We start from the raw sequence: 23170 nt of genomic DNA, 5'->3' as shown, positions 1-23170 counted from the left end.
AATGAGCACAACTGCTGAAGCGCCGATTGCGGAGACACCGTCGGGCGGTGGAGTGCCGCTGGTCGAATTGCGGAGTGTCGGCAAGAGCTACGGAAACATCATCGCGCTCAAGGACATCAACCTGCGGGTGGGTGCCGGCGAGGTCACCGGTGTGCTCGGTGACAACGGGGCGGGTAAGTCGACGCTGATCAAGATAATCGCCGGCCTGCACAAGCCGACCGAGGGTGAATTGCTGATCGACGGCAAGCCGACGGTTTTCGAGTCGCCGAAGGATGCGCTGAAAGCCGGCATCGCCACGGTGTATCAGGACTTGGCCGTGGTGCCGCTCATGCCGGTGTGGCGCAACTTCTTCCTGGGCAACGAGCTCCGCAAGAAGGGCATCCTCAAGTCGCTCGACATCAACGCGATGCGGGCCACCACGATCTCCGAGCTGCAGAAGATGGGTATCGACCTGCCCGATGTCGATGCACCCATCGGTTCGCTGTCGGGCGGGCAGCGCCAGTGTGTGGCCATCGCGCGGGCAATTTTCTTCGGTGCCCGCGTGCTCATCCTCGACGAGCCGACGGCCGCGCTGGGCGTCAAGCAATCCGGAATGGTGTTGCGCTACATCACCGCGGCCAAGGAGCAGGGGTTCGGGGTCATCTTCATCACCCACAACCCGCACCACGCGTACATGGTCGGCGATCACTTCGTCCTGCTGAACCGTGGTCGCCAGAAGCTGGACTGCACCTACGACGAGATCACGCTCGAGCATCTGACCCAGGAGATGGCCGGGGGCAACGAGCTTGAGGCACTGTCGCACGAGTTGGGCCGCAAGTAGTTCTTCCGCGCCGAAACTACGCGTTGTGACGGATTCCGACCGGATTCCGTCACAACGCGTAGTTTCGGCGCGGTGTATCGGTGCGCAACCGTGAAGCGTCTTGGCCAGGCGGTGCGCCGAACAGCCTGCGATACTCGCGGGTGAACTGTGACGGGCTGTCGTAACCCACCAGGTGTCCGACGCAGGCGATGTCACCGGGGCGGGCGGTGAGCAGAGACCTCGCCTGCTGCAAGCGAATTCGTTTCTGGAACTGCAGCGGGCTCAACGCCGTCACGGCTCGGAAGTGGCGGTGGAAGGCCGATGTACTCATCCCAGACATGCGGGCGAGATCCTCGATGCGCATCGGCTCGGCATAGTTGTCGCGCATCCAGGCGATCGCGCGGTTGACATGCGACAGGTGGCTGTCGGCGAGGCCGATCTGACGGATCGTCTCGCCGTGTGGGCCAGTGAGCAAGCGCCACAGTATCTCCTGTTCGATGAGGGGCGCAAGCACGGGTGCGTCTCTGGGGCGGTCGAGTAGCGCGACAAGCCGGGCGATGGCGTCGAGCAGGTCTGCGTCGGAATCTCCGGTCGCGATCGCCGGGCCGCTGGCTGTGACACGCGCCGGCCGGTCCGGTCCGGCTTGCAACATCAGCGCGGCCAGCGCGGCGGGCCGCAACACGAGACCCATCGCCAACGACGGTTGCGTCGGGGTTCCGAGGTAGTGCCCGGTGACGGGAAGGCTCGCGGCGACAAGCAGATACTGCCCGGCCCGATACTCGAAGACCTCCTCGCCCAGATGCAGTCGTTTCCCGCCCTGTGCCATGACGACGAGCAGTGGTTCAGTCAGGGAATAGTCCGGGCTGGCCGAGCCGAGAACCTTCGACAGCAACAGTCCGTCGATCGATGTGCCCATGTCCGGCCGCGCGTGTCGGTCGATGAGGCGACAGAGGTCAGAGAGGCTATCGGTGGTGGCCCGCACACCTGTAGGAAACCACGACAGGAACCTGCCGATAAACCGATCCGACCAAATCAAGCAGGATCGTGCAAGAGCCGGCGAGGATCGAACTACCGCCGGTGCGCGTTCGGAGCTGGGATGGAGGGGTCCGATTCCATTCTCCAAAGGAGCATTCAATGTCTCTCGACAGCTACGTCACCCTCGGCCGGTCCGGACTTCGCGTCAGTCCGTTCGCGCTTGGCGCGATGACGTTCGGAGAGGATCCCGGGGCTGCGGGCACCAGCGTCGAGGAGTCCGAGCGAATACTCGCGGCGTATCTGGACCGAGGTGGCAACTTCGTCGACACCGCCAACTTCTACACCAACGGTCACTCCGAGAAGATCCTCGGGGACTCCTTCGGCCGCAGCCCAGGGCGGCGCGCCCGCGTGGTGCTGGCGTCGAAGTTCTTCGCGAATCTGTTTCCCGGTGACCCGAATGGCGGAGGCGCCGGGCGCTCGGCGATCATCGCGCAGCTGCACGAGACGCTGCGCCGGCTCGGCACCGACTACCTCGATCTGTACTGGCTGCACAATTGGGACCGCAATACGCCGATCGAAGAGACGATGCGAACACTCGACGACCTCGTCCGGGCCGGAACCGTCCGCTATATCGGGTTTTCCAATACGCCGGCGTGGGTCACCGCACAGGCCCAGACCATCGCTCTGTTGCGTGGCTGGACACCGTTGATCGCGCTGCAGGTCGAGTACTCGTTGTTGGCCCGCACGGTGGAGGGCGAGATCGCACCGCTCGCACTCGATCAGGGTATGGCGCTGGTCCCGTGGAGCCCATTGAAGAACGGATTCCTGTCCGGCAAGTACCGTCGCGGTGCGGAGGTGGCCGACTCGGCGCGCTCGGCGTATGTCGGCGGACCAACCGACAGCGAGTTCGCGGTGATCGATGTCGTGGCGAAAATCGCCCAGGAGCTCCAAACAACCTCGGCGGCAGTGGCACTCGCGTGGTTGCGCGCGCGTCCCGGCACGGTGGTGCCGATCATCGGGGCCAGGAAGCTCGACCATCTGCAGGCCAATCTCACCGCGTTCGACGTGCGACTCGACGGCGCACATCTGCAACAACTCGACGATGTGTCGGTGCCCTCGCTCAACTATCCCGCTGCGGTCAACGGGGATACGCGCACGATCCTCCAGTTCGCCGGCTGCACCGTCGACGGCGAGACGTCCTCGGTCTATCCGCCCTTGTTGGCCAGTGACGTCCGGTACTGAGAGTCGGCGGTACGTGGCGCGTCGACGAGCGTGCGCGTTTGCACATGAAACCGCGGCGTGTCGGGCAACAGACCCGCACGCTCGCGGTGTGGGGGTGACGTCGCCGGTGCTAGGTGACCGTGAAGGCGGCGCGGAACGCTTCGAGGGCGGCGACGCTGTCGCCCGCGGCGTAGGCTTCCATGCCGACAGTCCCGGTATATCCGCCCTCGCGCAGTGCTTTTGCCACGGCGGGGTAGTGGATCTCACCGGTGCCGGGCTCACACCGGCCGGGTACGTCGGCCACCTGTATCTCGCCGATCGCCCGACCGGCGCGGCGCACGAGCTCGACGAGATTGCCCTCGCCGATCTGGGCGTGATAGAGGTCCAGCATCATTTTGACGTTGGGGTGCCCGACCGCCTCGACGAGCGCGAGCGTGTCCTTGGCGCGGGCCAGCGGGACACCGGGATGGTCGACGATGGTGTTGAGGTTCTCCAGGCAGAACGTGACGCCTGCGGCGGCGCCGAGCTCTCCGAGGGCCTCGAGCCCGCGCAACGCCGACAACCACATCTCACCTGTGGCGCGGTACTGCGGCCGGGCGGCGTTGCCGTCGATCAGTTCTCCGGGATGCACGACGAGTCGCTGAACCCCGAGCACCGCAGCGGCTTTGATGGCTTGCTCGGCTGTCCGAACCACTTCGCGCGAGCCGTCGGGATCGTAGAGATCGCCGTGCAGATAACCCGTCATCGACGAGAAGCGTGCTCCCGTCGCCGCCAGGGCGTCGAGGTCCTTGTCGTGAAAGCTCCAGATCTCCACCGCGAACCCGAGTTCGTCGATGCGCCGGGCCCGCTCGACGATGTCGAGGTCGGTGAACACCATCTCCGAGCAGACGGCAAGTGGGAAACTCATTTGCTCACCGCCCCGGCTAGCATGACCGGAGCGCCGGTGCGCACCGATTGGGCTGCGGCCAGCGCGATTTCGAGTGCGACGCGCGCGTCGTGCCCGGTCACCGACGGCGTGGTGCCGGTCCGGATGCTGTCGACGAAGTGGGCGAACTGCGCGACGTAGGCGTCGGCGAACAGCTCGGTGTTGAGCCGTCCGGCCTGTTGGGGTGCCCGGCCGGCCAGCAGCACGCCGTCGGAGCCGAAGATCTCACCCCGCACGTCGTATCCGTAGACCGCTTGGAAGCTGGCTTCGTGCGCCGATGGATTGTGCCGCTTCGACATTCGGATCGGCCACAGCCACCAGGGTGGCGTCAGGAACTCGGCGGGCCAACGACTCGGCGTGGAACCGGCCGATCCATCCCGTGCCGATGAGACCGAAGCGCAGCTGATCCGACATGACGACTCCATTCTTCTAGAACGTTCTAGGGGAAAGTAAAGCCGTCGGGCGGAGAGTTCGTCAAGAAAATTCCTAGAACGTTCTAGAATGGCCGCCATGCGGGACCGGCCGACCCTCCATGACGTGGCGCAGCGAGCGGGAGTGTCGCGCGCCCTGGTGTCCATCGTGATGCGTGACGCACCGGGTGCCAGCGACGCCACCCGCGAGCGCGTGCGCCGGGCCGCCGACGAACTCGGCTACCGGCCCGACCCAAGGGCGCGCATGTTGCGCTCGGCGCGCACCAACCTGCTTGGCGTGGTCTTCACGGCGGGCCAGGAATTCCACGCCGGGTTGGTCGACGGCGTCTACCGCGCGGCCGAGTTACGCGGCTACGACGTCCTGCTCAGTTGCGTGACACCGCACCACCACGAACGACAGGCCGTACGAACCCTTCTCGATGACCGCGTCGAGGCGCTCGTGCTGATCGGCCCCGAACTGCCCACCCGTGATCTGGTCGAACTCGACACCCGATTGCCGGTCGTGGCGGTTGCGCGGAAAATTCGCGGCGTAGACGCGGTCCGCAGCGACGACGCCGTCGGTGCCGGCCTCGCGGTCGACCACCTGGCCGGTCTCGGCCATCGCGCGATCACCTATCTCGACGGCGGCCGGGCCCCCGGCGCGGCGGAACGTCGCAAGGGATTCCGCAAGGCCGCCGACGCCGCAGGCGTCACCACCACCATAGGCGTCGGCGGTATCACCGAACGCGAAGGCGCGGCCGCCGCCACCGTACTACTCACCGGCGAATCGCCGCTTCCCACCGCGGTATTCGCATTCAACGACCGCTGCGCGCTCGGGTTCATCGACGTCGCGATCCGGGCCGGCGTGCGAGTGCCGTCCGACGTGTCGGTGGTCGGATTCGACGACAGTCCGCTCGCGGGCCTTGCCCACGTCGATCTCACGACCGTCGGACAGGACAGCTCCCAGCTCGCGGACCTGGCGGTCGGGCGTGCCGTCGAGCGCATCGACGGCACGGGTGCCCGGGTCGATGTCGTATGCGAACCGAAGCTGGTGGTGCGCGGCTCGACGGCGGCCCCGAGCTGACACCGGGACGAGACTATCGCGGCGCCAGGCCCGCGGCGCGGTATGCCGCATCGACGTAGGCCATGTTGGCGACCGCGTCCGCGAGTCCGAACGGTAGCGGTGTTCCGTGCCGCACGTGATCGGCGAACGCCTGCAGTTGATAGGTGTAGCTGGCACGGGTGCCAAGTCGCTCGACCCGGGTGCCCGCCCCGGAGCGGACGGTCAATCGATCGTCGTCGTTGGGTCGGATGAAGTCGTGCACCAAAGCGTCGCCGTCGGTTCCGGCGATATGAATGGTGAACGAATAATCCTCGGCCACCATCGAATTGGCGCTCAACCCCGTACATCCGGCCGGAAAAGCCAGGTCGACGTCACAGGACGCGTCCACTCCCGGTGTTCGTTCCTGCGCGCGGGCCGCCACGATGGCGGGTTCGCCACCCAGCCCGTCGATGTCCAGTCGGCCCAGTGCCCGCATGACATGCATGCCATAGCAGCCGAGGTCCATCAGCGCACCGCCGGCAAGATCGAACGACCAGCGGGGATCGTCATCAGAGGGACACGGCATGGCCATCCGCACCTCGACGCGCATGAGCCGGCCGAGTTCTCCGCTCGCCGCCACGGCGAACGCGCGCTGAGTCACCGGATGGAAGTAGTAGTGAAAACCCTCCAACACGGTCACCCCCACGGCTTCGGCCGCCTGCGCGACGGTGGCGGCCTCGGACCGGTTGCGCGCGAACGGCTTCTCGCTGAGCACGGGTTTGCCTGCCGCAACAGCCGCGGCGTTCCACGGCCCGTGCATGGCATTGGCGAGCGGGTTGTAGACGACATCTACGTCGGGGTCCTCGATCACCTCGGCGTAGGAACCGAGGACCCGTTCCACACCGAACTTCTCGGCGAACGCGGCGGCCCGGTGCGGATCCCGGGCAGCCACGGCCACCAGTCGGTGCCCCAGTTCCTCAGCAGGCCCGGCAATCGCCTTCTCGGCGATCCGGGATGCGCCGAGCACGCCGATGCGAAGGCCGGTCATGCGGTTGCCTCGCAGGCTCGGCTCCCGCGTTGCAGATCCATGAATCGCTCGCAAGTTTCGCTCATGCGGTCACGGAGTTGAGGTAGGCCACGCTCGCGAGGACGTCCCGCACAGGCCCTTCATCCGTCGGCTCGCCCTGCAGAATCGTGTCCTGCTCCAACACGAACCAGCCGTCGAAGCCGTTGTCCCGCAATACGGAAACGATCCCGGCGATGTCCACGTCGCCGGTTCCCAGCGGGGTGTACATCCCGGCCCGGACGGCGTCGGTGTAGGTCAGGTCACCGGCCTGTACGCGCGCCGCGAGAGCGGCGTCGACATCCTTGAGATGTGTGTGTCTGATGCGATGCGGCACCGCCTTCGCCAACTCGAGCGGGTCGGTGCCACCGATCAACAGGTGACCGGTGTCCAGGCACAGCGGGATCGACGACCCGGCCAGTACCCGATCCACATCCGACCGCGTCTCGACCATGGTGCCGACGTGCGGGTGCAGCACGGCAAGCAATCCGGCGTCAGCGGCGATGCTCGACAGCCGGTCGAGGTTGGCGAGCAGCGTGGCCCACTGGTCGGTGTCGAGCTCGGGGCGCGAATCGTAACCGTCTGACCCGGTGGCGGCGGCCAGCACGACCACACCGGCACCGGCTGCCCGCAGCGATGCCAGCGGGCCGTCCAGATCGCCCGCCGGATCGTGGCTCGCGTCGTGCAAGACCACGGGAACGAATCCGCCTACGCACGAAAGGCCATGCCCGTCAAGCACTTCGGTGAGCTCGGCGGTGTCGGCGGGCAAGAACCCGTCCGGGCCGAGCTCGGTCGCGGTCAATCCCGCACCGCGCATCTCGGTCAGGACGCGATCCCGGTGCAGTTGGTATCCCCAGCCCGGCACCTCGCATACACCCCAGGAGATGGGGGCTCCGGCGATTTTGATCCCCCGGTCGCTTCGCTCCTGCCCGCCGATCTTGATCGTCACGAGTTCCGAACCTCCTCGATGCGCACCGGCGCACCGCGCCGCAGTGACTCCGTGGCTGCCTCGGCAAGCCACGCCACCTCGACCGCATCGGACACGGTGGCTCCGGGAATCGCCTCGCCCTTGACCACCGAGACGAAGGCGGCGAGCTCGGCACGGAACGCATCGGTGAACCGGTCCATGAAGAAGTGGTGATACGGCCCGGCGGGAAAATCGTTGCGTGGGTCCATGTTCTGCATGGGTGCACCTTGATCCCAGCCCGCGACGACCGTGTCGTTGAAGCCGTGGACCTCCAGGCGGCAGTCGTAGCCGCGCGCGTTGTAGCGGGCGGCCGAGACGATACCGAGCGCGCCACCGTCGAATTTCACCACCACTGCCGCGGTGTCGACATCGCCGTACTCGGCGAATCGCGGGTCACCCTGGACGGTTCCCGTGGCATACGCCTCCACGGCGTTCTGACCGGTGATCCACCGCAGGACGTCGAAATCGTGTACGGCGCAGTCGCGGAAGATACCGCCCGAGCCCTTGATGTAGTCCATCGGCGGGGGAGCGGGGTCCATCGTCGTGCTGCGGACCGTGTGCAGGTGCCCGAGCGAGCCGGAGTCCACCGCACGTTTGGCCGCGGCGAACGCGGCGTCGAACCGGCGCTGGTATCCGACCTGGACCGGTACCCCGGAGCGTGCGATCACCTCGGCAACATGCGCGCTTTCCGCCGCCGTCGATGCGATCGGCTTCTCACAGAACGTGGGTAGGCCGCGCCCGACCGCGGCCAGCGTCAGTTCGGCATGGGCCGGGGTGGCGGCCGCGACCACGACGCCGTCGATCCCGGAGTCCAGCAGGTCCTCAACCGAATCAGCCGGTTTCGCACCGTGTTTGGCCGCGACGGCGGCTACCACGTCAGCCCGCTCGTCGGCGACCACCAGGCCGTCGATGCCGTCGAGCCCACTGAGGGTTTCGACGTGGAAGGCGCCGATGCGCCCGAGTCCGATCACGCCGAGCGTGGTCATGGGATTCTCCGTTCGTTCTGCTGGTCCAGGATGGTGTCGAGTTCGGCGGGCACAATCCCGTCGGCGAGCGCGGCGAGCACGGTGTCGACCTGGCTGGGCGGCGCGAGACTGCCGATGGGTTGATCGCTGTCGAGGTTGGTCGGAAACGCATAGCCCTCCGCGGTGGCATTGACGACATTCACGAGATCCCGCTCGGGCCGCCCCGCGGCCTTCATCGCCAGCAGTTCGGGATAGACGGCGCGGATCATCGCCGTGCGATCGAGTGATTCCATCGCCCTGCCGAAGGGGGAGGAGATCTGCAGCAGATTGGCCATCCGCCGGATCTCGGTCGATGTGTTGGCGCCCGCCCCGTGGTAGAGCGCCGGGTTGAAGAACACCGCGTCGCCCTTGCGCAACGGGATCTGCACCTGGTGTGCGGCGAAGAACTTGATGAACTCCGGCCGGTAGAACGCGATATAGCCGCCGGTGAACGTCTGAGAATAGGGCAGCAGCATGGTCGGGCCGCTCTCCAGCGGCATATCGCAGTGGGCGACGGCGCCCTGCAGCGTCAGTGCGGGCGACAGCCGGTGCATATGAGTGGGGTAGGCCGCGAGCTGATCAGGTGTCACGAAACCGAGGTGGTAGTCGCGGTGCGGAACCTGTGCCGCACCACCGGGATTGACGACGTTGACCTGAGACGTCAGCTGGTAGCGCGGGCCCAGCCAGGCCTGCGAAACCAGCGCGAGCACATCGTTGGCGTAGTACTCGGCGTACACCCTCGGGTCGTGTATGGCCAGCTTCTGTGCGGCGTTCCAGATCCGGTCGTTGGCCCCGGCCTTGCCGAAGTGGTCACCGGCCGCGCCGCCGCCCGCGTGTTGTGCCTCGATCAGGGCAGTGAACGCCGCACTGGCGCGGTCGATCACATGGTCCTCGAAGGCGTCCTCGAACACCACGACGCCCGGTCCATCGCTGAGCGCGCCGATGAGCTCGGCCTGCAGGACACGGCGGTCGGTTTGGGCGAGGGGCGGCGAGGCGTACACCGGCACATTGCCCCGGACGGCCACGGCATGTGGATAGTCCGCGGGATCCGTTCGGCGCGAGACGGTCTCGCGGAAGTCGTCGAGGCTGCAGTCGGAGTCCTCGATCCACGGCCCCGTGGGTGTACGCGGTGGTGCGGTCATGGCTGACAGTCTTGCTGTGCGATGTGCCACAATCAACGGCAAAAATCCATCAAAAACCCATCACCATCTTCGCGCTCGCCGGAGGAAGGAGAGTCGATGGCGCACCGGTACAAGGTTCGCGAGATCGCGCAGCAGTGCGGTTTGAGCGAGGCGACCGTCGACCGGGTGCTCAACAACCGCCCCGGGGTGCGTGAGAACACCCGGGGCGAGGTGCGCCAGGCGATCGCGGATCTGGACAAGCAGCGGGCGCAATTGCGGCTCAACGGCCGTCGCTACCTGATCGACGTCGTGATGCAGACGCCGCAGCGGTTCTCCGACGCGTTTCGGGCGGCCGTTGAAGCCGAGCTGCCCGCGTTTGCGCCGGCCATGTTGCGGGCACGGTTTCACCTGTGGGAATCGGGGTCAACCGCACAGATGGTCGACACCTTGGCGCGCATCCGCAGCAGCCACGGTGTGGTGCTCAAGGCGGCCGACGAGCCCGAGGTCGCCGAGGCGGTCGACCATCTTGTCGGTGCGGGTGTCCCGGTGGTCACGTACACGACCGACATCCCGACCAGCGCACGCTGTGGCTACGTCGGCATCGACAACCACGGTGCCGGGGTGACGGCGGCGTATCTGATCGAGCAGTGGCTCGGCCCGGCCCCGTCGGGAGTCCTGATCACCCTGAGTCGAACGGTCTTCCGCGGCGAGGGGGAGCGCGAGGTGGGTTTTCGGTCGGGACTGCGGGGTTCCGGTCGCGCCGTCGTCGAGGTGACCGACAGCGACGGGATCGACGCAACCAACGAGCGGCTCGTCCTCGACGCTTTGCAGCGCCATCCGTCGGTGGAGGCCGTTTATTCGCCGGGCGGTGGCAACCTGGCCACGGTTTCGGCGTTCGACAAGCTCGGTCGGCCCTGCAAGGTCTTTGTCGCCCACGATCTCGATGCCGACAACCGCAGACTGCTGCGCGATGGCCGGATCTCGGTGGTGTTGCACAACGATCTGCGTGCCGACGCACGGCTGGCGATGCGGTTGATCCTGCACGAACACGGCGCGCTACCGGCCGAACCCGTCCGTCCGGCACCCATCCAAGTGATCACCCCGTACAACCTGCCCGCGTGACTACCTCGACGCGCTCGCAGCTTCTCCAGCTACCATTTCGCCCCACGGCCACATGGGTGTGTGTGGACCGCCGCCAGACTGTGACCGATTGCGACCGGGGGACTCATTCATGCCGCGAGAGTTAGTCCCGGGCGTGACCGTGCTCGGCAACCTGGCGATCGACATCATCGACGGAGCCGCGCCGAGCCCGGGTGGCTGTGCGTCGTTCGCGGGTGTCGCGCTACAAGCTGCCGGTGGCGCGGGCCGGATCGTTGCGATGGGCGCCGAGGACGACCACGCGCTGTTCGATCCCCTGCTTGAGCGGTTCGGCTCACTGGTCCAGATCCTGCCGTCGGGCGTGACGAGTTCGTTCAGCCTCGATTACGACGACACCGACCATCGCCATATGGGAGTCGAGGCGATCGGCCCGGTGTGGACCCCCGCCGACATCGACTCCGCTGACCCCGTCACGACGTGGGTGCACCTCGCTCCGCTGCTGCGGACGGACTTCCCGGCCGAGACGCTCGCCGCCCTGTCCGCACGCGGGCACCGCGTCGCATATGACGGGCAGGGGCTGGTGCGGGCCGATCGCTTGGGACCGCTCGTCGAGGACCGGCATTTCCCGGCCGATCTCCTTGCCCATCTCGACATCCTCAAACTCGCCGAGGACGAGGCCGTCATCGTCGCCGACGGCCCGTTCGACGCGTCGACCGCGCAGCGCCTCGCGGTGCCCGAGATTCTGGTGACCTACGGATCCGAAGGATGCGACATCTACGTCGACGGCACGGTCCTTCGTGTCCCGGCCGCCTGGCGAGTGCTCGGTGTGCAGACGACGGGCGCCGGCGACATGTTCACCGCCTGCTATGTCGCGCACCGGGCCGCCGGGGCCGACCCGCGCCGCGCCGCGGAATCGGCCAGCGCGCTGGTCGCGCACGAGTTGGACAAACGCGTACACGTGGGGTCGGCCGACCGCGTGTAACCGCAGGTCGCGCGAGCAAAACTCGACACATGTCAAGTTTGTTCCGTGGGTGCTAGCCGTGCGCTACTGACGGGTAGGCTTTTCCTTAGAGAATGACATTCTCCTAAACGTGACGAAAACCACACTTGTGTCTCAAACCGGCCGTCTTCACGTCAGTGAACAGCGCCTTCGGTGACAACTCGCCCGCGTGTCAAGCCCGGCGGCGGTGAAGTGGAGCCTAAGAACAGTGCAATAATCGGTACTGGTAGTGACATCAAAATTTGGTGGACGTTGATCCGGCGGCGCGTCGTATGGAAGCGCCGTTGTACACAGCGGTGAAACGTGGGCCGAAGAACGCGTGAAAGGCGGGAGCCGTGGGTGAGAACGGCAACGGCACTGGCGCCGCGCCGCGGCAGAAACTTGAGAAGGTCGTCATCCGCTTCGCCGGTGACTCCGGCGACGGTATGCAGCTGACCGGTGACCGGTTCACGTCGGAGGCCGCGCTGTTCGGCAACGACCTTGCCACGCAACCGAACTACCCGGCCGAGATCCGCGCCCCTCAGGGCACGCTGCCGGGGGTCTCGTCGTTCCAGATCCAGATCGCCGATTACGACATCCTCACTGCGGGCGACCGCCCGGATGTCCTGGTCGCGATGAATCCGGCCGCACTCAAGGCCAATGTCTCCGATCTTCCGCGCGGCGGGCTGATCATCGCCAACTCCGACGAGTTCACCAAGCGCAACCTCGCCAAGGTCGGCTATGACGCCAACCCGCTGGAAACCGACGAGCTGTCCGACTATGTAGTGCAGTCCGTCGCGATGACGACGCTGACGCTCGGTGCGGTCGAGGCCATCGGCGCCACGAAGAAGGATGGCCAGCGCGCGAAGAACATGTTCGCGCTCGGCCTGCTGTCCTGGATGTACGGACGCGAGCTCGAGCACAGCGAGACCTTCATCCGCGAGAAGTTCTCCCGCAAGCCCGACGTCGCCGAGGCCAACGTGCTGGCGTTGCGCGCGGGATGGAACTACGGCGAGACCACCGAGGCGTTCGCGACCACCTACGAGGTCTCGCCTGCCAAGCTCAAGTCCGGCGAGTACCGCCAGATCTCGGGCAACACGGCGCTCGCCTACGGCATCGTGACAGCCGGTCATCTCGCGAACATCCAGGTCGTGCTCGGCACGTACCCGATCACGCCGGCCAGCGACATCCTGCACGAGCTGTCCAAGCACAAGAACTTCAACGTCCTCACGTTCCAGGCCGAGGACGAGATCGCGGGAATCGGCGCCGCCATCGGTGCGTCGTACGGCGGCGCGCTGGGTGTCACGAGCACCTCAGGTCCCGGTGTCTCGCTCAAGTCGGAGGCAATCGGCCTCGCCGTGATGACCGAGCTTCCGCTGATCGTCATCGACGTCCAGCGCGGTGGCCCGTCCACGGGTCTGCCCACCAAGACCGAGCAGGCCGATCTGCTGCAGGCGCTGTTCGGGCGCAACGGCGAGTCGCCGGTCGCGGTCCTCGCGCCGCGGTCCCCGTCGGACTGCTTCGACATCGCCGTCGAGGCCTCGCGTATCGCGGTGAACTACCACACCCCGGTCATCATCCTGTCCGACGGTGCCGTCGCGAACGGCTCGGAACCGTGGCGGATCCCGGACGTGAGCAGCTATCCGCCGATCGAGCACACGTTCGCCAAGGAAGGCGAGCCGTTCCAGCCCTATGCGCGCGATCCCGAAACGCTGGCGCGGCAGTTCGCCGTCCCGGGTACGCCCGGCCTCGAACACCGCATCGGCGGTCTTGAGGCGGCCAACGGTTCGGGCAACATCTCGTACGAGCCCAAGAACCACGACCTGATGGTTCGGCTGCGCCAGGAGAAGGTCGCCGGCATCTCGGTGCCCGACCTCGAGGTCGACGATCCGAGCGGCGACGCCGAACTGCTCATGCTCGGGTGGGGCAGCAGCTACGGCCCGATCGGTGAGGCCTGCCGGCGCGCCCGGCGCAAGGGCATCAAGGTGGCACAAGCCCACCTGCGGCACCTCAACCCGTTCCCGGCCAACCTCGGCGACGTTTTGCGGCGCTACCCGAACGTCGTGGTGCCGGAGATGAACCTGGGGCAGCTCGCGCTGCTGTTGCGCGGCAAGTACCTGGTCGATGTCCAGTCGGTGACCAAGGTCGAGGGCATGGCATTCCTGGCGGATGAGGTCGAAGGCATCATCGACGCGGCACTGGACGGGACGCTGGCCGAGAAGGAAAGCGACAAGGCGAAGTTCGCGCGGTTGGCCGCCGCCACCATCGAGACTGAGACTGTGGGAGCGAACGCATGACTGACCTCATCGGGGCAGATCTGGGACTGACCGAGTCTGGCCTGAACAAGACGAGCCTGGTGCCCAAGACCGACCAGCCGCAGAAGGGCAAGGACTTCACCAGCGACCAGGAGGTCCGCTGGTGCCCTGGTTGCGGTGATTACGTCATCCTCAACACCATCCGGAACTTTTTGCCCGAGCTCGGGTTGCGGCGCGAGAACATCGCGTTCGTCAGTGGCATCGGCTGCTCCAGCCGCTTCCCGTACTACCTGGAGACCTACGGTTTCCACTCGATCCACGGGCGTGCGCCGACGATCGCCACCGGTCTGGCACTGGCCCGGCCGGATCTGTCGGTGTGGGTGGTGACCGGTGACGGCGACGCGCTGTCGATCGGCGGCAACCACCTGATCCACGCGCTGCGCCGCAACGTCAACATCACGATCCTGCTGTTCAACAACCGGATCTACGGGTTGACCAAGGGGCAGTACTCGCCGACCTCGGAGGTCGGCAAGATCACGAAGTCCACCCCGATGGGGTCGCTGGATTACCCGTTCAACCCGGTGTCGCTCGCACTGGGCGCTGAAGCCACCTTCGTCGGCCGGGCGCTGGATTCCGACCGTAAGGGCCTGTCCGAGGTGTTGCGGGGTGCCGCGGCGCATCGCGGCGCGGCGCTGGTCGAGATCATGCAGGACTGCCCGATCTTCAACGACGGATCCTTCGACGCTCTTCGCAAGGAAGGCGCCGAGGAGCGGCTGATCAACGTCACGCACGGCGAGCCGATCACCTTCGGCGCCGACGGTGAGTACTGCGTCGTCAAGTCCGGCTACGGCCTGGAGGTCGCCAAGACCGCCGATGTCGCCGCCAGCGAGATCGTCGTGCACAACGCAGAAGTCGACGATCCGGCGTACGCATTCGCGCTGTCGCGCCTGAGCGAGCAGAACCTCGACCACATGGTCATGGGCATCTTCCGCCAGGTGAATCGCCCGACCTATGACGATGCCGCGCGTGAGCAGGTCAACACGGCGATCGAATCGAAGCCCCATGACACCGCCGCTCTGCAATCCTTGCTGCGTGGCAAAGACACCTGGACCGTCGAAGAGTGACGCTGATCGGCCTGATCAGAAGGACCTGACTTCCATCCCGCTCGCCGGCGTCGTGCTGGCGGGCGGTGCCTCGCGCCGAATGGGGCGCGACAAGGCGACATTGCCGTTCGACGGTTCGACGCTGGTCGAGCGGGTCGTCGCGGCCGTCAGCGTCCGATGTTCGCCCGTCTTCGTGATCGCCGCACCCGGCCAACCGCTTCCACAACTGACCGCGCAGGTGCTGCGTGACGAAGTGCGTGGCGTCGGTCCGCTGGTGGCGACCGGCCGCGGTCTGCGTGCGGCCGCGGAAGCGGGACGCGACCTGGCTTTCGTGTGCGCGGTCGACATGCCGTATCTCTCTGCGGACCTGATCGACGAGCTTGTTGGGCCCGCGGTGCGATTACCTGTCGACATCGTGCTGCCCTGGGACGGGCGCGACCACTATCTGGCGGGTATCTACCGCACGCGGCTGACCGACGCGATCTCGGCACACGTGAATGCGGGGGAGCGCAGTATGCGGTCGCTGGCCGAATCCGTCGACACCCAGCGGATCGTCATGGCGCCGCAACGCGCCCTCACCAATGTCAACAGCTCCGCCGACCTTCCGTGATGCGGCGGGAATTTCTCACAGCTATCCCAGCAAATTTCGAATTCAGTGTCGTGCGAGGCTGAATTTATCGTTTCGAGATCTTTATCCCGCTATTCCGGTGTCAATAGGAAAGTGGAGTTCGAAGTGCCATCCCTGACGGGTCCTTTCAGCCGGCAGGGTGACAGGGCGAGATCTGTTGAATGCGTTGATGATTGACTCATGATGCGCGCGAGCGTGAAGCCGAAACGGTTGCCGACAAAGGTCGGAGTTCATTTCGTTAGTCGGTCAAAACAGTTCTGACCAGTGCCTTTGTGCGTCCCAGATGCCCGGCCGACACGGTCGTGGGGCTATCTCGGTGCGCACCCGTCGGTGCTCATTGCCACCAAACATGCTGCAGCGCAGTTGATTCCGTCGATCTTCTGGCTGTCCAGACCGTATCGGCGGGAGGTAGGGGAAGGCATGCGCTCGGCTGACGAAATGTGAAAGTTGTTCTCCGCCAACACTGTTACCGAATGACGAATCCTGCCTGCGTCTGGCTGCGGACAGCGAACGATTTCGGCGCACGATGACACCTGTCGATGGCATCTACCTGCGTGTTTGGTGTCCGAACACTGGTGGCGGCCTATGGGGGATCCAAATGAAGTGTCCGGCGTCACAAAAATCGCGTGAGCTGCCTCACTATTTGACGCGGTAAGGTTTAGATCAGCGTCAAGCTGAAATCGCGAGCTGACCTGCATAAACGATTCTCTCATCGTCTCGTTATCTGTCCGTGATCTTTCCGCGATCGCTCGTAGATCGATATGACTTCTGTTCGAGACCTTTGTACGGTCCCTAACGACTCCGAACGGAGCAAAACAATTTCAAACCCAAGAACCTGCGTGTGAGTGGGCCGCGGCGGCGAATGCGCTGCGCGGGCGTCGGGTCTGACACCCGGCTGGGCGTTTCTTGCTCCCCCTTCCGTGCCTGACCGAGACGGCACGGACCAACCCCTCCTGCCTGTTTCAGGTAGCCACACCCGCGTGAGCGGGTGTCGATGGCGCGCGCTTGGCGAAAGGAACGAAGTGAAGAACATCCGCAAGACGTTTGGGCTTGGCATCATCGCCGGGGCGCTCGCTGTGGCTCCGGTGGCGCTGGGTGCCGGCACCGCCAATGCGGACAGCGTTAACTGGGATGCCGTCGCGGCATGCGAGTCGGGCGGCAACTGGTCGATCAATACTGGCAACGGCTACTACGGCGGCCTGCAGTTCAACCTGGGTACCTGGCGTTCGCACGGTGGCTCGGGCATGCCGCATCAGGCTTCGCGCGCGGAGCAGATCCGCGTGGCCGAGAAGGTCCTGAACACCCAGGGCATCGGCGCATGGCCGGTGTGCGGGAAGCGCGGCTAGGGCACCACAAAAGCTCTGTTCAGAAGCGGTGCCGGGCATTGCCCGGCACCGCTTCTGTTTCCTCATGAAGCTCTCGGGTTACTCCAGTCTCCGGAAGAACTTCAGCCTCCTGTGTAACGCGTGAGGTTGGTCACACGAACCTATTAGTGACCGCACGGTTGCAGGATTGTGACCGACGTTTGTTCCGCGGTCCTGGTGTCGAAGGTCGGGGAAGGACCGCGATGAAGAACATCCGTACGGCGATGACGAGGAGTGTGTTGATCACGGCGCTGTCCGGGGCGCTCGCGATGGGGCCCATGGCCCTGTCGACCGCGACGGCCCGCGCCGACTCCGTGAACTGGGATGCGATCGCCGCCTGCGAGTCGGGCGGCAATTGGTCCACCAACACGGGGAATGGCCACTATGGCGGGTTGCAGTTCAAACAATCCACGTGGGCCGCGCACGGAGGGATCGGTTCACCCGCGACCGCGCCGCGCGAAGAGCAGATCCGGGTTGCCGAGAACGTGCTACGCACGCAGGGGCTCGGCGCCTGGCCCAGGTGCGGTGCGGCAGCGGGCGCTCCTGCGGTGTGGGGCGCGCTGGCGGCCGGTTCAGGGTGTCAGGCAGTTCGGCCCGGGGCCGTGCTCGGCATCCTCGACCTTCGCCGACTCTGCTCGACGCTGCTGAATCCCCTCGGAGTATTCGGGCGCTGAGGCTCATCGCGCCGGCTTGAAGGCCGAGCGCGCCGCAATCGAGGCGAGGTGTCGAGTCAGTACGTACTCGGGGACCAGCACCGTGGCGCGGCTCGCGGCGGCGCTGAGCACGGCGGGTCGCAGGTTCACGATCCGGCCGATCAGCCGTGACTCCCGCACGATCGCCATCACGCGGCGGCGTCGTACTTCGGTGAACCGTGCGAACGCCGTCGTCAGCTCGGGCGTTGTCGTCACCAGCGCGCCCAAGGTCGCGGCGTCCTCCAAACCCTGACATCCGCCCTGGCCCAGATGTGGGCGCATCGGGTGCGCGGCGTCCCCGGCGATCACCACGGGCCCGCTGGCCCAACAGCTGGCCGGCACCCGGTCGTAGAGGTCGTTGCGAAGTACCTCGGCCGGATCCGCGGCGGCCAGCAGCGTGGGAATCGGCTCTGCCCACGAGCCGAAGATCCGGTGAAGGTAGGCCAGCTCGCCCTCGGGTGCGGTCTGGCCGCGTGGCGCACGCTCGGTGGCGAACCAATAGGTGTAGTCACCGCCCATCGGAACGTGTCCTACTTCGAGGCCGGGCGCCAGCGTCTCGCCGGACAGTTCGGGATCAAGGGGATAGTCGGCCACACCCCGCCAGGCGGTGTACCCGGCGTAGCGCTTGCGCAGTGGACCGTTCAGGTGGCGGGCGACCACCGAGTCGACGCCGTCGGCGCCGACCAGACCGGTCGCCTCGCGAACCGAGCCGTCGGTGAACGTCACGCGCACACCGGAGGACGTCACAGCGACGTCGCGAGCCGTCAACTCGTTACGAACTGTTCCGGCAACCAGCGCCCCGGTGAGGATGTCGGTCAATGCCGCTCGTCTGATCACGACGAGCGGCTCGCCGAGGGCGCGGGTGAAACGTTCGGAAGCCGGCCGCCGCAGCCACGTGCCGTCGTGCCACCGAAGTGCACCCGCAGTGACCCGCCCGCCCGCGCTGCGCACCGCGTCGCCCAGTCCCATCTCATCGAGCGCTGCCAATGCGTTCGGCCAGATGCTGATTCCCGCACCGGGCCTGGTGTCGGTACGGGCCTCCGCCACACACACGTCATACCCGCGTTGCTGAAACGCGACAGCCGTGGCCAATCCGGTGATGCCGGCACCGATGACGAGGATCGATTCGACCATCGGTCGAATGTATTCGGTGCGTCAACCGCTTGAGACGTTCGCTTCACAGCGCGGAAACGAAGCGGTGGTTTCCTGTCAGCGAAACGAGTTAACCCCAGGTGTCCATTGCTCGGGAAGGCTGCATGAAACCTGCTTTAAATCTCACCAGCGTGCCGCCATGGGCTACCGCCATCACATTGCCCGACGCCGATCGCTCCGGGCGGTCTTGGACGATCATCGCTTTCGGCTCGGCCGACGACGTCGTGTCGGTGTGGACCACGCAACTACCGGTCGAGCCGACCGTGCACCGGGTCACGACCGACGAAGAGGCCCGCGCGGCGCTGGCCGGCGATCTCGCCTCAGCGGTCGTCGGCTGGCGTTTGATGATCGCGGGCCCGGCCAACGCATGCCTGCGGCTTCGCGCCTGTGCGCTCGAACGCGGCGTCGCCGACGATGAGATGACAATCGCCAGTACCGAAGTCGCGACCCGAGACGTGCAGTGTGTGCACTGCCGAGCCGTCACCACTGCGGCAGTCGACCTCGAGTCAACGCTGCGCTGTGCCGGATGCGCTCGTACGCTCCTTGTCTACTACCACGTTTCACGCCGCCAGGGCGCGCATCTCGGCTTCATGGCCGACGCCGAACAGCACTCGGAGGCGGTGGCGTCGTGAGCGACCTCGAGCTGACCGTCGTCGGCATCGATGACAGCGTGCCACAGGTGCGGACTGTACGTCTGGCGCGGGCCGACGGCGGCACCTTGCCGTCTTATCCGCCGGGCAGCCACATCGTGATCGACTGCGGGGGCGTGACCAATGCCTATTCCCTGACCGGTGACGGAATGTCGCCTGCGTGCTATGTCGTGTCAGTCCTGTTGTGCCCGGACGGATCCGGTGGTTCACGCTGGATGCATGAGGCGTTGTCCGTCGGCGACCGGCTGACGGTCCGGCCCCCTCGCAGTGCCTTTGCTCCGGTGCTCAGAGCGCGCCGTCACGTGCTGATCGCCGCGGGCATCGGAATCACCCCGATGGTGTCGCACCTGCGTGCTGCGCAACGATGGGGTCGGCAAGTGCAACTGCTCTACATCCACCGAAAAGGCCGAGGCGCTTACCTCGACGAGATCGACCGGCTCTGCGGTGATGTCCAGATCTTCACCGACCGGGCGAAGTTCCACGGTGAGCTCGTCGCCGTGTTGGCCGGCCAACCGATGGGAACGCACCTGTATGTCTGTGGCCCAACACGTTTCATGGAAGAGGTGATCTCGGAGGCGAGGGCATCGGGCTGGCCCGACAGCCGAATTCACCTGGAGCGGTTCGGGGTCGAAGCGCTCGACGCGGGCGAGCCGTTCGAGGTGGGCCTTGCAGGCACCGGAGAGACGTTCACGGTGCCATCGGGTGTCTCACTACTGGAGGCGCTCCAACGCCGTGGCCACGCCATTCCGAACCTGTGCAGGCAAGGGGTATGCGGCGAATGTCGAATTCCCGTTTCCGGCGGTCGCATCCTGCACCGTGACCTGTTCCTCACCGACACCGAGAAACAACGGGGAGATGCCCTGATGAGTTGTGTATCCCGTGCCGCAGGCAACCGATTGGAGTTGGCCCTGTGACCGTGACACCCGTACCTGTATCGGCTCCCGATCTGCTGGCGACCTTTCCGTTTCCGTTCCCGAGCGATAGGTACCGCTACAGCACCAATGTCGAGCCGGCCGGCGGCGCCGTGGTCACACCTGTCGGGCGTTGGGGTGACCGCGTCGTCGACATCGACAGCGAGTACGAGCACGAACTGGCCGAACGGGCACGGATATTGGCCGCGGATCCGACACGCTATGCGGTACTGCCACATATGCGCGCCGCCTGCTGGGACGCCATGTTGGTGCTGATGCGCGAGATGGCCACCTCCTACCCGGACATCATGTCGCTGACCACGAATGGATCGGTTTGGCACTGGCGCAACAACCGGCTCGGAATCGCCCAGGACTTCGTCGTCGGGGACGAGTCATCCCTTCCCGCAGAGCCGTTGGCCTACATCGCCGGCCAAGTACAGGACGACATCGTGCTGCTCGACCAGCGTGACGACGATCTGTTCGGTGACGCGGGCGTGGTGACGTTCGCCGCCGACTGGTCGTTCGGTTTCGACGTCGGCATGACGTTCCTGGAGATTCACGGACCGGTGCCGAGGCTGCGTCAAACCGGGGTCATCACCCGAGCCCGCGAGTTTCTCATGCGTATGCAGCCCAACGAAATCTACCGCCGCACCAACTGGACGCTCACCATCGGACGGCGCCTCGACGTGTCAACCGAGCGGTACCACGAGTGGGGTCCGGACCGGCCGATGATCGGCACGGTCGACGACGAAACCTTCGGCCGGCTCGTGCATCTGCGTGTCGAGCTGCAGCATTTGATCCGATTGCCCGAGTCCGGCGCGATCTGTTTCCTGATACGCACCTACATGTTGCCGTTGGCCGACCTCGTCACCGTGGCGCCCTGGCGAGACCGGCTGGCCGCGGTGCTGTCGGACCTTCCCGACGATATGGCCGACTACAAGGGCATCATCGGCTATCGCGACCGTGTGGTGGCCTGGCTCGCGGCACATCAAGCAGCGCAACAGAACACGCCCCCGGCCACGTGACCGGGGGCGTGTTCGCATGCTGATCAGTACGCCGGTGGCTCGCCTTCGGCAGCCGGGCCGGGCTCGACCGGCTTGTGCTCGGCGATGGCCCGGTACGCATCGTTCTCGTGCTGGATCATCCGAACGAAGAAGCCGATGAACAACGCCACCGCCAAGATGAACACAACCCATACGCCGACGGAGAAACCACCGAAGGTGAACACCACACCGGCACCGTCGTAACTGTCGATCGGACTGAACACTTACTTCACCTCCACTGCGCCGACGAGCGCCTTCGCGCCGTTGACCGGCATGACCGTCATCGGAATGCCTTCGGGATACGGGGTTGCGGGCACCTCGCTGAGGTCGAGACCCTGCTGCTCGACCTCGGGCGGGATACGCAACAGCTTCATCTTCTTGAGTGCCAGGGCCACCAGATAAGTGGGTATGAAGCCGAGCGCCGCGAACACCGCGATGCCGATCAGCTGGCCCCACAGCGAGATCGGTGGGTTGCCGTCGGTGTTGGGGTAACCGGACAGGAAAATGCCTGCCATGAGCAGCGAATAGGTGCCCATTCCACCGTGCACGGTGACGGCTCCCACGACATCGTCGATCCGGAATCTCTCCAGCAGCTTGCCCAGGTAGGGGCTCAGCGCCCCGCCCGCCAAGGCGATGATGAACGCGAGCGCCGGATGGTAGAGGTCCATGCCCGAGGCGACTGCGATGACACCGGCCAGGCCGCCCGAGATCGTCCAGAACGGTTCGCCTCTCGACGTGAGATAGGCGCCGATGATCCCGCCGGCCAACCCCATGAGGGTATTGAATGCGAACGCCGACAACGTGGTCGGGCTGCCGTAGATCGTCGCGTAGCCGTCGGGTCCGTAGATGACGCAGCCCATCAGGAAGCCGAAGAACCCGGCGAAGATCAGCATGAGGCCGAGCATGGTCAGCGGCAGGTTGTGCGGGCGGATGGTGACCGGGGTGCCGTCGGGCAGGAAGCGGCCGAGGCGCGGGCCGAGATTTATCAAGATGCCCAACGTCGCGAACCCCGCGATCATGTGGACGCATCCGGCCGCACCGACGTCGTGGAACCCGAGTTTCGTCAGCATCCATCCGGCGCCGTGCCAGCCCCACGCCGCGCCGATGATCCACACCACCGATCCGACGAACACGGTGAGGATCAGGAAGGCACTGGTCCGAATCCGTTCCAGCACAGCGCCGGACATGATGGAACCGGTCGTTGCCGCGAACAGCGCGAAGGCGCCCCAGAAGATCCCGCTGACGGGATCTTCGACGTTGGGACCCATGTTGTCGCTCCATGGCAGTGCCGCGGCAGCGAGCTCATCGATCCTGGGATAGCCCGCGGGCATGGCGTTGTAGAGGAACCAGCCGACGAAGAAGAACGACGCCACGATGCAGGCAAAGGCGAGGAGGTTCTTCATCGCGGTCGCGAGGACGTTCTTGGAGCGTGACGCGCCCATCTCGTAGGCGAGGAAGCCTGCGTGGATGAGCATCATGAGCGCGATGGACATCCAATAGAAGAACTCGTTGTTGACGGCGGCCATGGATGTGACTGCGTCTTCGACTTCGGGTGGCACAGGGGGACCTCCGAATGATCACGGAATGGTGGGGATGTTTCTTCGCAGGATTCGCTGAGTACTGACGGTGTACTCCCGAAGTACGGTAGCCGCCGCGATATGTCCCGCTGATCAATGCGCGTTAATTCGCTGTGAAGTCCCTGTGCTAACAATATGGGCCCCGATGGGCGCGTGCGCTTGCCGGCGAAGTTCGCTGTCGAAGTTGTGAT

General features: G+C 65.7%; 22 protein-coding genes and 2 pseudogenes. 13 read left to right on the top strand and 11 right to left on the bottom strand.

The annotated features are described in order from the left end of the window. The first annotated feature begins 1 nt into the window (after position 1). Positions 2-820 (top strand): ATP-binding cassette domain-containing protein, encoded by an 819-nt coding sequence (locus tag ACRCUN_RS15850; RefSeq protein WP_462142572.1) that lies wholly within the window; start codon positions 2-4, stop codon positions 818-820. A 49-nt stretch (positions 821-869) separates the two neighbouring features. On the opposite strand, the gene ACRCUN_RS15845 is transcribed toward ACRCUN_RS15850, so the two are convergent. Continuing rightward, on the bottom strand, positions 870-1715 hold the full coding sequence (locus tag ACRCUN_RS15845; protein WP_462142571.1) for an AraC family transcriptional regulator: 846 nt from the start codon (positions 1713-1715) through the stop codon (positions 870-872). Between the two features lie 218 nt (positions 1716-1933). Between ACRCUN_RS15845 and ACRCUN_RS15840 the strand changes: the two genes are divergently transcribed. Continuing rightward, the gene (locus ACRCUN_RS15840) at positions 1934-3016 is read left to right on the top strand and encodes an aldo/keto reductase (protein WP_462142570.1); all 1083 of its coding nucleotides are present in this window, start codon (positions 1934-1936) and stop codon (positions 3014-3016) included. Between the two features lie 109 nt (positions 3017-3125). On the opposite strand, the gene ACRCUN_RS15835 is transcribed toward ACRCUN_RS15840, so the two are convergent. Genes ACRCUN_RS15835 through ACRCUN_RS15825 form a run of 3 tightly spaced genes read right to left on the bottom strand, consistent with a single transcriptional unit; the run spans position 3126 to position 4334 of the window. Further along, positions 3126-3902, bottom strand: a complete 777-nt coding sequence (locus ACRCUN_RS15835) for a TIM barrel protein (protein ID WP_462142569.1) — start codon at positions 3900-3902, stop codon at positions 3126-3128. Next, positions 3899-4156: a Gfo/Idh/MocA family oxidoreductase gene (locus ACRCUN_RS15830; RefSeq protein WP_462142568.1), complete on the bottom strand. Its 258-nt coding sequence runs from the start codon at positions 4154-4156 to the stop codon at positions 3899-3901. The genes ACRCUN_RS15835 and ACRCUN_RS15830 overlap by 4 nt, the downstream gene beginning before the upstream one ends. Next, positions 4146-4334, bottom strand: coding sequence for a Gfo/Idh/MocA family oxidoreductase (locus tag ACRCUN_RS15825; RefSeq protein ID WP_462142567.1), 189 nt, complete (start codon positions 4332-4334; stop codon positions 4146-4148). The genes ACRCUN_RS15830 and ACRCUN_RS15825 overlap by 11 nt, the downstream gene beginning before the upstream one ends. A 96-nt stretch (positions 4335-4430) precedes the next feature. On the opposite strand from ACRCUN_RS15825, the gene ACRCUN_RS15820 reads away from it, so the two are divergent. Beyond that, positions 4431-5414 (top strand): LacI family DNA-binding transcriptional regulator, encoded by a 984-nt coding sequence (locus ACRCUN_RS15820; RefSeq protein WP_462142566.1) that lies wholly within the window; start codon positions 4431-4433, stop codon positions 5412-5414. A gap of 13 nt (positions 5415-5427) precedes the next feature. Here ACRCUN_RS15820 and ACRCUN_RS15815 read toward each other — a convergent pair whose 3' ends face one another. The 4 genes from ACRCUN_RS15815 to ACRCUN_RS15800 all read right to left on the bottom strand — a co-directional run bounded on the left by ACRCUN_RS15815 (position 5428) and on the right by ACRCUN_RS15800 (position 9548). Beyond that, positions 5428-6420 carry a Gfo/Idh/MocA family protein gene (locus tag ACRCUN_RS15815; RefSeq protein WP_462142565.1) on the bottom strand — a complete coding sequence of 331 codons (993 nt, stop codon included), beginning with the start codon at positions 6418-6420 and terminating at the stop codon, positions 5428-5430. Positions 6421-6481: 61 nt separating this feature from the next. Continuing rightward, positions 6482-7342 carry a sugar phosphate isomerase/epimerase family protein gene (locus ACRCUN_RS15810; protein WP_462142644.1) on the bottom strand — a complete coding sequence of 287 codons (861 nt, stop codon included), beginning with the start codon at positions 7340-7342 and terminating at the stop codon, positions 6482-6484. Between the two features lie 38 nt (positions 7343-7380). Then, a complete protein-coding gene (locus ACRCUN_RS15805; RefSeq protein ID WP_462142564.1) occupies positions 7381-8388 on the bottom strand; it encodes a Gfo/Idh/MocA family protein in 1008 nt (335 codons plus the stop codon). Next, positions 8385-9548, bottom strand: a complete 1164-nt coding sequence (locus tag ACRCUN_RS15800) for a phytanoyl-CoA dioxygenase family protein (protein ID WP_462142563.1) — start codon at positions 9546-9548, stop codon at positions 8385-8387. The genes ACRCUN_RS15805 and ACRCUN_RS15800 overlap by 4 nt, the downstream gene beginning before the upstream one ends. A 96-nt stretch (positions 9549-9644) precedes the next feature. On the opposite strand from ACRCUN_RS15800, the gene ACRCUN_RS15795 reads away from it, so the two are divergent. The 7 genes and pseudogenes from ACRCUN_RS15795 to ACRCUN_RS15765 form a co-directional block, all read left to right on the top strand. After that, positions 9645-10649, top strand: a complete 1005-nt coding sequence (locus ACRCUN_RS15795; protein ID WP_462142562.1) for a LacI family DNA-binding transcriptional regulator — start codon at positions 9645-9647, stop codon at positions 10647-10649. 133 nt (positions 10650-10782) lie between these two features. Next, positions 10783-11607 (top strand): PfkB family carbohydrate kinase, encoded by an 825-nt coding sequence (locus ACRCUN_RS15790; protein WP_462142643.1) that lies wholly within the window; start codon positions 10783-10785, stop codon positions 11605-11607. Positions 11608-11960: 353 nt separating this feature from the next. Then, positions 11961-13901, top strand: a complete 1941-nt coding sequence (locus ACRCUN_RS15785; RefSeq protein ID WP_462142561.1) for a 2-oxoacid:acceptor oxidoreductase subunit alpha — start codon at positions 11961-11963, stop codon at positions 13899-13901. Beyond that, positions 13898-14983, top strand: coding sequence for a 2-oxoacid:ferredoxin oxidoreductase subunit beta (locus ACRCUN_RS15780; RefSeq protein ID WP_462142560.1), 1086 nt, complete (start codon positions 13898-13900; stop codon positions 14981-14983). Before ACRCUN_RS15785 ends, ACRCUN_RS15780 begins: the two co-directional genes overlap by 4 nt. Positions 14984-15008: 25 nt before the next feature. Further along, positions 15009-15572 carry a molybdenum cofactor guanylyltransferase gene (gene mobA / locus ACRCUN_RS15775; RefSeq protein ID WP_462142642.1) on the top strand — a complete coding sequence of 188 codons (564 nt, stop codon included), beginning with the start codon at positions 15009-15011 and terminating at the stop codon, positions 15570-15572. Positions 15573-16702: 1130 nt separating this feature from the next. After that, positions 16703-16936, top strand: a pseudogene (locus ACRCUN_RS15770) (transglycosylase family protein); the annotation flags it as partial. Between the two features lie 323 nt (positions 16937-17259). Further along, a pseudogene (locus ACRCUN_RS15765) lies at positions 17260-17628 on the top strand (transglycosylase family protein); the annotation flags it as partial. Between the two features lie 3 nt (positions 17629-17631). Here ACRCUN_RS15765 and ACRCUN_RS15760 read toward each other — a convergent pair. Continuing rightward, the gene (locus tag ACRCUN_RS15760; RefSeq protein ID WP_462142559.1) at positions 17632-18780 is read right to left on the bottom strand and encodes an FAD-dependent oxidoreductase; all 1149 of its coding nucleotides are present in this window, start codon (positions 18778-18780) and stop codon (positions 17632-17634) included. A 122-nt stretch (positions 18781-18902) separates the two neighbouring features. On the opposite strand from ACRCUN_RS15760, the gene ACRCUN_RS15755 reads away from it, so the two are divergent. The 3 genes from ACRCUN_RS15755 to ACRCUN_RS15745 are packed head-to-tail and all read left to right on the top strand — an operon-like array spanning position 18903 to position 21384. Beyond that, the gene (locus ACRCUN_RS15755; protein WP_462142558.1) at positions 18903-19430 is read left to right on the top strand and encodes a dimethylamine monooxygenase subunit DmmA family protein; all 528 of its coding nucleotides are present in this window, start codon (positions 18903-18905) and stop codon (positions 19428-19430) included. After that, entirely contained in the window at positions 19427-20362 is a 936-nt protein-coding gene (locus ACRCUN_RS15750; protein WP_462142557.1) for a PDR/VanB family oxidoreductase, read from the top strand. Before ACRCUN_RS15755 ends, ACRCUN_RS15750 begins: the two co-directional genes overlap by 4 nt. Continuing rightward, positions 20359-21384: a heme-dependent oxidative N-demethylase family protein gene (locus ACRCUN_RS15745; RefSeq protein WP_462142556.1), complete on the top strand. Its 1026-nt coding sequence runs from the start codon at positions 20359-20361 to the stop codon at positions 21382-21384. The genes ACRCUN_RS15750 and ACRCUN_RS15745 overlap by 4 nt, the downstream gene beginning before the upstream one ends. A 23-nt stretch (positions 21385-21407) precedes the next feature. Here the strand turns inward: ACRCUN_RS15745 and ACRCUN_RS15740 are convergent, their stop codons facing one another. After that, positions 21408-21626 (bottom strand): hypothetical protein, encoded by a 219-nt coding sequence (locus ACRCUN_RS15740; RefSeq protein WP_067847209.1) that lies wholly within the window; start codon positions 21624-21626, stop codon positions 21408-21410. Further along, complete coding sequence (locus ACRCUN_RS15735; protein ID WP_462142555.1) at positions 21627-22961, bottom strand: ammonium transporter; 1335 nt, start codon at positions 22959-22961, stop codon at positions 21627-21629. Positions 22962-23170: the final 209 nt, after the last annotated feature.

This window comes from Mycobacterium venezuelense, assembly GCF_054919535.1.
This window is presented reverse-complemented; position numbering and strand designations above follow the sequence as displayed.

Bases quoted from the DNA above. Each gene is read 5' to 3' on its own strand.
- ACRCUN_RS15755 (WP_462142558.1), top strand. From the start codon at position 18,903: ATGAAACCTGCTTTAAATCTCACCAGCGTGCCGCCATGGGCTACCGCC.
- ACRCUN_RS15825 (WP_462142567.1), bottom strand. From the start codon at position 4,334: ATGTCGGATCAGCTGCGCTTCGGTCTCATCGGCACGGGATGGATCGGC.
- ACRCUN_RS15850 (WP_462142572.1), top strand. From the start codon at position 2: ATGAGCACAACTGCTGAAGCGCCGATTGCGGAGACACCGTCGGGCGGT.
- ACRCUN_RS15820 (WP_462142566.1), top strand. From the start codon at position 4,431: ATGCGGGACCGGCCGACCCTCCATGACGTGGCGCAGCGAGCGGGAGTG.
- ACRCUN_RS15800 (WP_462142563.1), bottom strand. From the start codon at position 9,548: ATGACCGCACCACCGCGTACACCCACGGGGCCGTGGATCGAGGACTCC.
- ACRCUN_RS15835 (WP_462142569.1), bottom strand. From the start codon at position 3,902: ATGAGTTTCCCACTTGCCGTCTGCTCGGAGATGGTGTTCACCGACCTC.
- ACRCUN_RS15815 (WP_462142565.1), bottom strand. From the start codon at position 6,420: ATGACCGGCCTTCGCATCGGCGTGCTCGGCGCATCCCGGATCGCCGAG.
- ACRCUN_RS15805 (WP_462142564.1), bottom strand. From the start codon at position 8,388: ATGACCACGCTCGGCGTGATCGGACTCGGGCGCATCGGCGCCTTCCAC.
- ACRCUN_RS15760 (WP_462142559.1), bottom strand. From the start codon at position 18,780: ATGGTCGAATCGATCCTCGTCATCGGTGCCGGCATCACCGGATTGGCC.
- ACRCUN_RS15780 (WP_462142560.1), top strand. From the start codon at position 13,898: ATGACTGACCTCATCGGGGCAGATCTGGGACTGACCGAGTCTGGCCTG.
- ACRCUN_RS15845 (WP_462142571.1), bottom strand. From the start codon at position 1,715: ATGGGCACATCGATCGACGGACTGTTGCTGTCGAAGGTTCTCGGCTCG.
- ACRCUN_RS15840 (WP_462142570.1), top strand. From the start codon at position 1,934: ATGTCTCTCGACAGCTACGTCACCCTCGGCCGGTCCGGACTTCGCGTC.
- ACRCUN_RS15795 (WP_462142562.1), top strand. From the start codon at position 9,645: ATGGCGCACCGGTACAAGGTTCGCGAGATCGCGCAGCAGTGCGGTTTG.